We start from the raw sequence: 11,746 nt of genomic DNA, 5'->3' as shown, positions 1-11,746 counted from the left end.
CAGACGTGCTAGACATGGCAGCTTCTGCAGCTGTAGCGCCTAATTTTTTAGCATGTTCGAGTACTTCTGCTACCGCATCTTTAACTTGCGATATTTGAGAATAAATTGGATCGTTTTGTTGGCTTTTCATAAATTAAGTCCTGAGCCTTAGAGGCATAATGCACGCATTTCTTATATTTAAATGCTAACACACTCAATGCATCACATCAGCTAATATTCCTAAGTATCATATTCATGTATAATGGCAAAAGTTATTTTTATTTAAGAGCACCCCATGGCAAAGAAAAAAGGCAAGCCTGCTGAAATTGAAGAAGAAATTGAATATGTATCAAGAACGGAGCTTAAACGCGAAGCGCAAGAGTTTCATCAGTTAGGTACTGAAATTGCCAAAATGGGTAAAAAACAGCGCGAACGCCTGCCATTAAATGACGATTTAAAAGCGGCAATGGTTGTTGCTGATAAAATAAGTAATAAAAGTGACGCGTACCGCCGTCACTTAAACTACATCGCTAAAACGTTGCGTACTGTAGAAAACATTGACGCTATTAGAGCGATTATCGATGTAATGCTTAATAAAAATAACCAAGCTGAAGTATTGGTCAAAAAAATTGAGCAATTACGTTCAGACCTAATTGAACAAGGTGATGACCTTATCAATGAGACTATTGAACAGTTTCCGTCTCTTGATCGTCAGCAAATGCGTCAATTGGTTCGTAATGCGGCAAAAGAAGCGAAAGCTGAAAAGCCGGGTAAAGGTTATAAAGAGTTATTTCAATATCTCAAAGATGCCCATACCGTTACGTATTAATTAGACCGCATTAATTGATATTTTATTAAAAAAGGTGCTTCGGCACCTTTTTTGTTACAGATCAAACCGCCTCACTGCGTACTTTTTTATAATCACTCCCTAAATAAATACTTAGGTGCGCGTGATGATTAAACTTCCACAATGGGATCAAACCCTAATAAACAAATATAATGTGTCTGGCCCGCGTTATACCTCGTATCCCACAGCTCTATCACTGCGTGATGGGTACCAGCAACAAGACCTACTAAGCGCTATAGAATCGTCAACGAGTCGTTCACTTTCTCTATATATTCATATCCCGTTTTGTAGCCAGCTTTGCTACTACTGTGGTTGTAATAAAATAATTACCCGCCATCAATCTAAGGCAGATACGTACCTCGACTTTTTAGCAAAAGAAATTACTGCCCAAGCTCATTTATTTAAAAACTACACGGTTGAGCAATTACATTTAGGTGGCGGTACTCCCACCTTTTTAACCGCAAAACAAATGACTCGTCTAATTAAGCTTTTAGAGCAGCACTTTAATTTTACAAGCACAACAGAGCGCGGCATTGAAATAGACCCACGCTCACTTGCCGATAATATGCTTGTTGATTTAAGAATGCTTGGCTTTAACCGTGTCTCATTTGGGATTCAAGACTTTAACGACGACGTGCAACTTGCTGTTAATCGCCCGCAAAATGCAGATACGGTTAAGCAATTAATTACACAAGCTCGCGAGCTGGGATTTCAATCTATTAATACAGATATGATTTACGGGCTTCCTCTGCAAACGCCAGAGAGCTTTAAGCAAACTATAGAGCAACTTATTGAGTTAAGCCCTGACCGAGTATCGGTGTTTAACTACGCGCATTTACCAGAGCGCTTTGCCGCACAGCGTAAGATTAAAGATGCAGATTTACCCAGTGCACATAATAAACTCACTATGTTTAAAAACACGCTGGATCAGATGACGCAAGCAGGCTATCAATTTATTGGTATGGACCACTTTGCAAAAACCGATAACGAACTAGCTGTTGCGCAAAATGAAGGCAAGTTACATCGTAATTTTCAAGGTTATACAACACATGGAAATTGTGATTTATTAGGCTTAGGCGTGTCATCAATTTCACAAATTGGCACTGCCATTTTACAAAATCAAAAAGAATTAAAACATTATTACCACAGCATCGAAACACAAATCGGCTGTGCTCTTAATAAAGGTATGCACTTAACACATGATGATGTAATTCGTGCTGATGCAATTAAGCAGCTCATTTGCCAGTTTGAATTAGATATACAAGACTTTAGCGAAAAGCATGCGCTTATATTTAATGACTACTTTGAGGATGCGTTAATTGCGCTTACGCCACTTATAAAAGATGAACTAGTCACTATAAATGATAATAAAATTAGCGTAACACCACGCGGCAACTTATTCATTCGTATTATTTGCATGTGCTTTGACGCTCATTTACAAAAACAAATAAATGCGACGCGTTTTTCACGAGTGATTTAACTGATACTAATTTAATGCAATTAGTATGAAAATTTTTACGCATAAAAAAAGCAGACCAAGGTCTGCTTTTTCTGAGTACTCGATAAATTAAAGTTAGTTAAAAACCACTTTATCGCTGCCAGGAGCGGCTTTAAACTCGATGATAATTTTAGCGCAATCGACTTTAACTTCATCTTTAAGTGTTTCTTCAGCTTGCCAACGAGCCTTATCTAGCTTGAAAATCTCTTTTTTAGCATATTTTTTACGTGCATCGTGTGTCGGCATTTCTTTAACTACCTGGTACATTTTATAAATGCCAGGATATTGTGTCGTTAAATCACGCTCGCTCTCAAAGCCATATTGAGACATAAGTACCCAAATACGTAAACAGCCTTCAGAAAACTCACACTGCTCTTCATTCATTGCACGCGCAATTAAATGAATACTATCGGCTAGTTTGGCATTTCGCTTTAAACGCGACTTCTCAAGCTTTTGCTTTTGTTCAGCCTGCGTTTTAGCAATTAACTTTTTTTGCGCATTTAACTTATACAGCAACTGACCCGCATAAAATGCCAGACCAACTATTATAGCAGCGCCTAAAAGTAAGGCTAAAATTACCGCGGTACTCATTATTTATCCTTACTATTTGTCGTCTTCATCTAACCATTCGTTGGCTAAATCGTCAGATAAGTATTGATCGAAATCAGAATTGCCTTTGCTTTCAATATCATCGTCAAGGTCATCTTCAAATTCGTCTTCATCCTCGTCTTCAATACCAAGAATTTCACATAACGCCTGATGGCGAGCAATACGGCTATTAAAGTACTTAGCATCTTTACCAGTTAGCATTTCACCTTCTTCATGACGCTCTACTAATTTAAGTAAACGCTCGTCATTCTCAAGTGCTTCTAGCTCTTGTTCAGGTGTAAATTCAGGCTCGATTACCTTTTTCAGCTCAATAGTTGGCTTTAAGTTGCGTTTCATTTCAACTTTAGGTTCAGGCGCAGTTGCAATTAATGGTACCGGCTTTTTACTGCCTACACGCTTATCTTTAGGCGCGTGACCACCATTATGGCTTTCGCTATCTAGTAAATCTGGCGCGTTACGAGAACCTGGCTTAGCGCCTTTGGTTTTTTTAACTCGCTGCTCTTTTAATGCGCGCATTTCTTTAAGCTTATCTTGGCTTAAACGAACAGGTCCGTTTGCTGGGCTTTTGCGTGACTTTTTAGTTCTACTCATATCTTGATCATCTCACTTAAGAGGTTTTGAGCGAAGCGCAAATTAATGGGCATCGCAGTGCTGGCCTAGCCAGAAGAATTCAGTTTGCGCTTAGAGGTTGGGTCTCTCATTTAAAAGCGCCTTAGCTAATTAATCGCTAATTTTAAACGGTGGGTATTGTAACAGGACAAATAAAAAGGCGGTAGAGAAAACATCTCTACCGCCTGCTAATCTGAGCGCCATTATCTGGACACTTCTCCCTTCGACTTTTTTTAGTCTTTATTATTTTTATTATTATCAGTCCGTATTGTTATTATTTTTACGTTCCTTGTTACATTCCATTTTGTTTTTATTATTAAACTTCCATGAGTTTTTTATTATTTTCGGTCATCCTGACACTTTTTTATTATTTCCTTTAGTAGCACTAATCTTGTGCTATGTAGTCATGTCGCGTTACTTTCCTTGATAGTTATTTCCGTTTTGTTATTGTTGTTTTGCGACAGTGGTTAATTTACTCGTTAATGATTTTGTTACAACTGGTTTATATAACTTTTATTATATTTATTACATCTAGGTATTAAAATAAACATAAATTACAATAAGTTAATCTATAATCAAAAATAAAAAGAAGACTTTTCCTACAACCAGATATGGTCAATGTCTTACATTGAAACGGACGATGTCGTTAATTTTTGACACAAAAAAAGCAGCCTGGGCTGCTTTTTTTAACACATTGTAGTTTATTTATTATTAACTGCTAAATAAATACGACTTTAGTGTAAGCCACCTAAATACTGAGAAAGTACTTCGATGTCTTTATCTGTTAATTTTTTTGCAATATCGCCCATCATGCCATTTAAGTCATTATGACGAGTACCATCACGGAATTTTTCAAGTTGAGCCTTGATATATCCTGGATGCTGAAAAGAAATTTTTGGAAACTTAGCAAGTGACGAGCCATTACCACGTGGGCCATGACATGCTGCACATGATGGAATTCCACGTTCTGCATCGCCTGCTTTAAAAAGCATCTCGCCAACTTCAACAACATCTTTAGGTGTAGCACCTTCAGACATGTTCATTGAAGAAAAATAAGCAGCTAGATCTTTCATGTCTTGCTCGCTAAGTGGCATAGCCATAGCGCTCATTACTGGATCCATACGCCCTTCTTTGCCGCCTGACGTCATACCTAATTTTAAATCCTGAAGTTGCTTAAGGATATAATCTGGATGTTGACCTGCAATTTTAGGGTAAATATTAACCGGCGCATTACCGTCTGGGCCGTGACAAGCCGCACACGTTGCTGATTTTTCTTTACCTGCGTTTACATCGCCATCAAATGCTGTTGCGTTGCTTGCTGACAACGCACCAAGCAATATTGTTAAAGATAGTGCTATTTTTTTCATGGTGAATTCTCTGTTTCCGACCCTGTATCATCTACAATCGTGATGTTGTAATACATATATTCTACACGATAATAAATTCTCTGGCACGTTTTCTACACATATTAAGCTTATAATTTACAGGGTTTTGACTTAGATTAAGCTTTAACATGTTTTAAATGTACCATAGGTGCTGTTTTTAGGTGGTTAAATACGCTTTTTAATACATCCTTTATAGTATAAAATACGCGCCCTGAGTGAATTTGGTTTACTCAACGTTATTTATTTAAGTTTTAGGAGAGCCTGTGCTCAAATCTCGTATCAAATATAATACTGCGTCTTTCGTAACAAGCGCTCCCGACATTACTAAATTACCTGCTGATACGGGAATTGAAGTTGCGTTTGCCGGTCGTTCCAACGCAGGTAAGTCGAGTGCATTAAATGCATTAACCGATCAGAAGCTAGCACGTACAAGTAAAACACCTGGGCGTACTCAGCTAATCAATACATTCGATTTAGCTGATGTTGACGATATGCGCCTTATCGATTTACCAGGCTATGGTTTTGCTAAAGTACCAATCGAAATGAAAAAGAAATGGCAAAAATCGCTAGGCGAATACCTACAAAAGCGTCAAAGCTTAAAAGGTATTGTTATTTTAATGGATATTCGTCATCCATTAAAAGATTTAGACCGCGATTTAATTAATTGGGCTATTGGTAGTGAAATTCCAGTATTGGCACTATTAACTAAAGCCGATAAATTAAAGCAAGGCCCTCGTAAATCACAAGTACTGCAAGTTCGTCGTGAATTAAGCACGCTTGATGGGGATATTACAGTTCATGCATTTTCATCATTAAAAGGCACGGGTTTACCAGAAGTAGCTAAAAAACTAGATGAATGGTTTTTAGGTCCTGTTATTGCTGTACCACCTACCGATGAAACAATCACAGACGAAACAAACCCAGAGGCTTAAACGCTGGCGTTACGATAAATAAAACTGCTTTCCTGCAGATTTAATAAAATAGCCGAGCTTATCAGACTCGGCTTTTTCAGCCCACTGATAAAATACGCTTCGCGCAACACGCGCACTACAGCCATAAGGTAGCTTTAGATAAGGCACTTTTGACCCTTTATAATCTTTTATAACTAAAGGCTGCTGAGCGCTCACCAACCACTGCCTAGCTAAATTATCAATACAACACAACACCTGCCCTTGCACTGTATTTTCAAAACGCCAATCAACAATAATAAACGGCGCGTCCTCAACCGTTATTGTTATTTTTTCGACAGGTGTTTTTAAATAAAATTGCTCACCTTTTTTACATAGAACAGAAGCAAACAGCTTCACCATGGCTGGGCGTGTTATTTCGCTGCCATCGTAAAACCATTTCCCCTCATGATTAATGACAATTGGCAGTTCACCACAATGATTAGGCTGCCAACTATCAAAAGGTTTGCTTGGCTCGCTTAATTGCTTGCTAAGCTCACTTAAAGAAATCACTGTTTTTTAAGTGTAATTGCAAATGTAACAGGCACTGCTGTTGCAATTGAAGGTAAGCCCGCTAGCTCTTGCAGCTTTTTAACGCCTTCAGTTACACCAAAATCATCACTATTAATAATAATAGGTGTTAATGATGATACCGTTAAATCACCACTTTGCGTGCTGTTAACGAGTACATCAATTGCCAATGGCTTTTTATTACCGTGAAAATCAAGCTCAGCTTTAATACCCTTCAATACATATTGACCAGGCTTTTTAATATTGCTCAGTTCTTTAGTTAAATTTGCAGTTAAAACAGCATTTGGAAATTTAGCCGCTTCGAATAAAAATGTCGTTAAACGCTCATTACGAATAGGAATTAAAGTTTCGGCTGATGTTAAATCAACATTAACGCTAAACTCACCTTTATCAGAAAGCATACCTTCAAGGTTAGTAAAATGGTGAGCTTCAGCAATCGAATCTTTTTTAATTGAAACAAAGCTTAGTTGGCTTTTATCATTCACTAGCTGCCAATTGGCCTGAGCAACATTAGAAATAACTAAACTTGATAAAGAAAAACCTGCAATAGCTAATGCTTTAAACATAACGCACTCCTTAGTAATAAAATGAAAAGAATAAAAATAATATCACTTCGATGGTATCACCTGCGATGTACCCAAACCACCTCGAAATGACGAATGAATAATACAATTGGTATAGCGCAATAAAGAATTAATTAGATAGGATTTTCAGGCGTAAAACAAAAAACGGCCCACCAAACAAGTTGGTAGGCCGGTATAGCAAACTGGGGAGAAGCTATCAATTTGTTGCACCCTTTCAGATGCATCATCAACAGGATGTCCTACAGGATAGGACAGGCGGGACTTTAACAAAAGCACGCATTAAAATACAATCATATTCCTGTAAAACAGCTCGAATTGACGAACATATAACTATTTAATACAAATAGTTGCTTAAATTAACCTTATTTTAACTAAAGCTTGCATATACCTGATTGAATCGCTGTTATTCGCCATCTTTATTAAACATAAAAAAAGCGCCAAAAGGCGCTTTAATTAAAATGCTCAAATTGCATTAATGAGCTTGTTCCCAGTTGTCACCTTCATCAGCTTCAACTATAAGTGGTACATCTAGCGCAGCAGCTTGCGACATCAGTTCACAGATGTGTTTTGTGTACTGTGGTGCGCAGTCTGTTTTGATTTCAAATACTAATTCATCGTGCACTTGCATAAGCAGCTTAATTGTATTTGGCGCTTGTTCGTGTACCCAGCGGTTAACGCTCAGCATTGCCTTTTTAATAATATCGGCGGCAGTACCTTGCATTGGTGCGTTTATAGCAGCACGTTCGGCTCCTTTTCTACGCGCCCCATTACGTGCGTTTATTTCTGGTAAATGTAGGCGACGACCAAATATTGTTTCAACGTAGCCATTTTCAGCTGCTTTTTCGCGCGTTGTTTCCATGTACTCTAATACACCTGGAAAACGCTCAAAGTATTTATCTATGTAATGCTGCGCTTCGTGGCGTGGCACGTCTAGCTGACGTGCTAAACCAAATGCCGACATACCGTAAATTAAGCCAAAGTTTACTGCTTTCGCCTTACGGCGCATATCGGTAGTTACATCATCAAGCTCTACACCAAATACTTCAGCGGCAGTTGCACTATGTACATCTAAGCCGTTAGCAAATGCATTTAATAGACCTTTGTCTTGTGAAAGATGCGCCATAATACGCAGCTCAATTTGACTGTAATCGGCAGCAACAATTTTATAACCATCTGCGGCTATAAACGCTTCACGAATACGACGTCCTTCTTCTGAACGAATAGGAATATTTTGTAAATTAGGATCAGTTGAACTCAAGCGCCCCGTAGCTGTAATTGCCTGATGATAAGACGTATGTACACGCTGGGTTTTCTCATTCACCATTAATGGTAATTTATCGGTGTAAGTTGATTTAAGCTTTGATAAACCACGGTGCTCTATAATTACTTTAGGTAGCGGATAATCATGAGCAAGTTCTTGCAGTACTTCTTCTGCGGTAGAAGGTGCACCTTTAGGCGTTTTTTTAATAATAGGCAGTCCAAGCTTTTCAAACAACAGTACTTGTAGCTGTTTTGGAGAACTTAAGTTAAATGGTTCGCCTGCTATTTCAAACGCTTCTTTTTCAAGCTCAATTAAACGCTCGCCTAAACGTTGACTATGCGCTCCAAGCATATTGCTATCTATCGCAACACCGGTGCGTTCAATATCAGAAATCACACTAATAAGTGGCATTTCTATATCTTCAAATACCGATTTTAGCTTTTCATCAGCTGCTATTTTTGGCCAAAGCACTTCGTGTAAACGCAAAGTAATATCGGCATCTTCTGCGGCGTAAGGCGCTGCTTTTTCAAGTTCAATTTGGTTAAAGGTAAGTTGCTTTTTACCTTTGCCAGCAATATCTTCAAAGCTAATATTTTTATGACCTAGGTATTTAAGTGCTAGCGAGTCCATATCGTGACGCGTGCCTACACTATTAAATACATACGACTCAAGCATGGTGTCAAACTTAATACCATTTAGCGCAAAACCTGCATTCGCTAATACACTTTTGTCATATTTAAGGTTTTGCCCTACTTTAGCTTTGTTTTCATCTGCCAAAATTGGACCTAGCTTTTGCATCACAAATTCAAGGCTTAATTGCTCAGGCGCACCCGGATAGTCATGCGCTACCGGTAAATACACAGCTTCACCCGCTTTTACGGCAAAGCTCATACCCACCAATTGCGCTTTCATGTAATCAAGGCTGGTTGTTTCAGTATCAAATGCAAATAACTCAGCACTATTTAATTGCTCTATTAGCGTATCAAACTGAGCTTGCGTTAAAATAGTTTCGTAATGAGCATCTTCTACTTTTGGTAATTCAGTGGCTTCGGTAGGTACAGCTAAATGTGTTTCAGCATCTTTAGGATTATCAAGTAATTCAGCTAACCAACGACGGAATTCGCACTCACCATATAATGCAATTAATTCGTCTTTGTTAGGCTCTTGAAGCTTGAATGTATCAAGATCAGATTCAACTTCAACATCGCACTTAATTGTCGCAAGTTCGTAGCTTAAAGGCAGATGATCAAGAGCAATTGCTAACTTTTCGCCTATTTTACCTTTAATCTCACTGGCGTGATCCATTACACCTTGAAGAGAACCATATTTTTCTAACCATTTAACTGCAGTTTTAGGACCACAACCTTCAACACCCGGAATATTATCGACCTTATCACCCATTAATGCTAAGTAATCAATAATAAGTTCAGGGCCTACACCAAACTTTTCAACCACGGTAACGGGATCTGAAATACTGTCGGTCATCGTGTTTATTAGCGTAACGTGTTCATTAACAAGCTGTGCCATGTCTTTATCGCCAGTAGAGACGAGTACATGTCGTTTTTGCTCTGACGCTATACGTGCAAATGTACCAATAACATCATCAGCTTCAACGCCTTCAATACTAATTAGCGGAAAGCCCATCGCTTTAATAATACTGTGTATCGGTGCTATTTGAGTGCGTAAGTCATCCGGCATAGGCGGACGATTTGCCTTATACTCGCTATACATATCGTTACGGAACGTTTTACCTTTAGCATCAAATATAACCACCATATGTGAGGGATCGTATTGTCTGATCAAGCTTTTAAGCATGTTGATCACGCCATAAATAGCGCCCGTAGCTTCACCTTTAGAATTAGTTAAATGCGGCGGAGAATGATAAGCACGAAATAAATATGACGAGCCATCAACTAAAATAAGTGGGTTTTCGGGGATCTGAGCCATGGTGAATTTGGATCCTAAATGCAAAAAATTAAGGTAATTATAAGCATGCCATAAGGTAGTAAATAAAACGACAGTGAATTACTGCTTATCGTGTTATTAAAACTATAGCAAGCTGTGGATAAGTGTGTAGATAACAGCCACGAGCTATTCTTCCAAAGCATCATAAAATGCCTAGAAAATACTTTAACTGTATGTTTTAATTTAAAAAAGATAATACGAGGTTCTTTTTTTATTATTTTAAACCAATGTGGAAAAAGGTTTTCTAACGACTGCTTGTGTTGTTATTCACTTTGATTATTCGCGTCCATTTAAATAACCGGAGGAGTATTCTAGCACAATGGATCGAAGATCATAGCGATCCTTTATAATTTTTTTAAAGGCAAAGTGATCGCAAATGCCATAAACCGCAAAACAACTTGCATAGGGAATGATTTTTGTACTAAAAATTTATTTTCGCGAGAAATTTTGAGCATGTTAGACTTCATCCGATCGACTTATAAAAAAGACTTTAGGGGCACAAAAGCATGAAAAACGTAGCGGTAATATTAGCAGGGTCTGGTGTGTACGATGGTAGTGAAATTAATGAAGCAATTTTAACTTTATTACATATAGCCAAAAATGGCGCAACGTATCAGTGTTTTGCACCGGATATTGAACAACTTCATACCATTAACCATTTAACGGGCGAAGTAATGCCTGATAAACGTAATGTATTAACAGAAGCGGCTCGTATTGCACGGGGTGACATTAAATCGCTGCTTGAACTAGACGTAACTCAGTTTGACGCATTAATTGTACCTGGCGGTTTTGGCGCTGCAAAAAACTTATGTGACTTTGCAATTAAAGGCGCAAAAGCAAATATTAATGAAGACGTCCTTAATGCTTGTAAATCATTTGCAAAAGAAAATAAGCCTGCTGGTTATATGTGTATTGCACCCGCTTTGATCCCATTTATTTACGATAACGCCATACTTACTATTGGTAACGATGCAGAGACAGCACAAACGCTAAGCACATTAGGCGCTAAACATATAAATTGTGCAGTAGATGATGTTGTTATTGATCAGCCAAATAAGCTAGTTACAACCCCAGCTTATATGCTTGCGCAATCGATTATTGAAGCCGATGCAGGGATCGAAAAACTAGTTAGTAGCGTATTATCAATAAATTGATCTTAGGATCTAAAAGTTAATTGTATGACTGTTTGCGCTTATTAAATTGCTTAACAAAAAACAGTAAATAATTAAATTTTATTGCGTTAACGCAAAAAGTAGTCAGTTTTATTAATAAAAACGCCTCTTAGCATTTTATAAATTGGCTCAGAGAGTTATAATCGGTTTAATTTCCGTCATCTTTAATCGTGATTGATCACGTTCAAATCGAAGTGAGCAAGGCAAAATGAAAAAATTAACAGCTGCAGCATTATTAATGCTAGCAACCACTGCATACGCACAGCCATATGATAACTCTATGACTGAAGATGCAATTAAAGCACGTCTCGCGCCGGTTGGTGCTGTATACCTTGAAGGCGATAAAGCTGCTGTAGCAG

The 11,746-nt window shown here is 38.1% G+C and carries 10 protein-coding genes and 1 pseudogene; 5 read left to right on the top strand and 6 right to left on the bottom strand.

Annotated features, from left to right (window positions below):
• The first annotated feature begins 274 nt into the window (after positions 1–274).
• Positions 275–808 carry a ribosome biogenesis factor YjgA gene (gene yjgA, locus L654_RS0101170; protein WP_007582068.1) on the top strand — a complete coding sequence of 178 codons (534 nt, stop codon included), beginning with the start codon at positions 275–277 and terminating at the stop codon, positions 806–808.
• Positions 809–932: 124 nt separating this feature from the next.
• A complete protein-coding gene (hemN, locus tag L654_RS0101165; protein WP_024607000.1) occupies positions 933–2,306 on the top strand; it encodes an oxygen-independent coproporphyrinogen III oxidase in 1,374 nt (457 codons plus the stop codon).
• Positions 2,307–2,399: 93 nt separating this feature from the next.
• On the opposite strand, the gene L654_RS0101160 is transcribed toward hemN, so the two are convergent.
• The 3 genes from L654_RS0101160 to L654_RS0101150 form a co-directional block, all read right to left on the bottom strand.
• Positions 2,400–2,915 (bottom strand): DUF2489 domain-containing protein, encoded by a 516-nt coding sequence (locus L654_RS0101160; protein ID WP_024589907.1) that lies wholly within the window; start codon positions 2,913–2,915, stop codon positions 2,400–2,402.
• A 12-nt stretch (positions 2,916–2,927) separates the two neighbouring features.
• Positions 2,928–3,524, bottom strand: a complete 597-nt coding sequence (gene yihI / locus L654_RS0101155) for a Der GTPase-activating protein YihI (protein WP_024589908.1) — start codon at positions 3,522–3,524, stop codon at positions 2,928–2,930.
• Between the two features lie 752 nt (positions 3,525–4,276).
• A complete protein-coding gene (locus tag L654_RS0101150; RefSeq protein WP_024589909.1) occupies positions 4,277–4,909 on the bottom strand; it encodes a c-type cytochrome in 633 nt (210 codons plus the stop codon).
• Between the two features lie 281 nt (positions 4,910–5,190).
• Between L654_RS0101150 and yihA the strand changes: the two genes are divergently transcribed.
• The gene (gene yihA / locus L654_RS0101145) at positions 5,191–5,859 is read left to right on the top strand and encodes a ribosome biogenesis GTP-binding protein YihA/YsxC (RefSeq protein ID WP_007377272.1); all 669 of its coding nucleotides are present in this window, start codon (positions 5,191–5,193) and stop codon (positions 5,857–5,859) included.
• 9 nt (positions 5,860–5,868) lie between these two features.
• Here yihA and L654_RS0101140 read toward each other — a convergent pair whose 3' ends face one another.
• The 3 genes from L654_RS0101140 to polA all read right to left on the bottom strand — a co-directional run bounded on the left by L654_RS0101140 (position 5,869) and on the right by polA (position 10,197).
• Complete coding sequence (locus L654_RS0101140) at positions 5,869–6,387, bottom strand: DUF1285 domain-containing protein (protein WP_024589910.1); 519 nt, start codon at positions 6,385–6,387, stop codon at positions 5,869–5,871.
• The gene (locus tag L654_RS0101135; RefSeq protein WP_007582084.1) at positions 6,384–6,971 is read right to left on the bottom strand and encodes a YceI family protein; all 588 of its coding nucleotides are present in this window, start codon (positions 6,969–6,971) and stop codon (positions 6,384–6,386) included. Before L654_RS0101135 ends, L654_RS0101140 begins: the two co-directional genes overlap by 4 nt.
• Before the next feature lie 490 nt (positions 6,972–7,461).
• Positions 7,462–10,197: a DNA polymerase I gene (gene polA / locus L654_RS0101130; protein WP_024606999.1), complete on the bottom strand. Its 2,736-nt coding sequence runs from the start codon at positions 10,195–10,197 to the stop codon at positions 7,462–7,464.
• Positions 10,198–10,721: 524 nt separating this feature from the next.
• On the opposite strand from polA, the gene elbB reads away from it, so the two are divergent.
• A complete protein-coding gene (gene elbB, locus L654_RS0101125; protein ID WP_024606998.1) occupies positions 10,722–11,369 on the top strand; it encodes an isoprenoid biosynthesis glyoxalase ElbB in 648 nt (215 codons plus the stop codon).
• 226 nt (positions 11,370–11,595) lie between these two features.
• Positions 11,596–11,746 (top strand): annotated as a pseudogene (locus L654_RS0101120) (cytochrome c5 family protein); the annotation flags it as partial.

The organism is Pseudoalteromonas sp. TAB23 (assembly GCF_000498075.1).
Lineage (GTDB): Bacteria > Pseudomonadota > Gammaproteobacteria > Enterobacterales > Alteromonadaceae > Pseudoalteromonas > Pseudoalteromonas arctica.
Note: the sequence above shows the minus strand (reverse complement) of the source record. Positions and strands in the feature narration are given on the sequence as shown.

What these genes read in the sequence shown, in the direction of transcription:
- yjgA (WP_007582068.1), top strand. Translation starts at nt 275, where the DNA reads ATGGCAAAGAAAAAAGGCAAGCCTGCTGAAATTGAAGAAGAAATTGAA.
- hemN (WP_024607000.1), top strand. Translation starts at nt 933, where the DNA reads ATGATTAAACTTCCACAATGGGATCAAACCCTAATAAACAAATATAAT.
- L654_RS0101160 (WP_024589907.1), bottom strand. Translation starts at nt 2,915, where the DNA reads ATGAGTACCGCGGTAATTTTAGCCTTACTTTTAGGCGCTGCTATAATA.
- yihI (WP_024589908.1), bottom strand. Translation starts at nt 3,524, where the DNA reads ATGAGTAGAACTAAAAAGTCACGCAAAAGCCCAGCAAACGGACCTGTT.
- L654_RS0101150 (WP_024589909.1), bottom strand. Translation starts at nt 4,909, where the DNA reads ATGAAAAAAATAGCACTATCTTTAACAATATTGCTTGGTGCGTTGTCA.
- L654_RS0101135 (WP_007582084.1), bottom strand. Translation starts at nt 6,971, where the DNA reads ATGTTTAAAGCATTAGCTATTGCAGGTTTTTCTTTATCAAGTTTAGTT.
- polA (WP_024606999.1), bottom strand. Translation starts at nt 10,197, where the DNA reads ATGGCTCAGATCCCCGAAAACCCACTTATTTTAGTTGATGGCTCGTCA.
- elbB (WP_024606998.1), top strand. Translation starts at nt 10,722, where the DNA reads ATGAAAAACGTAGCGGTAATATTAGCAGGGTCTGGTGTGTACGATGGT.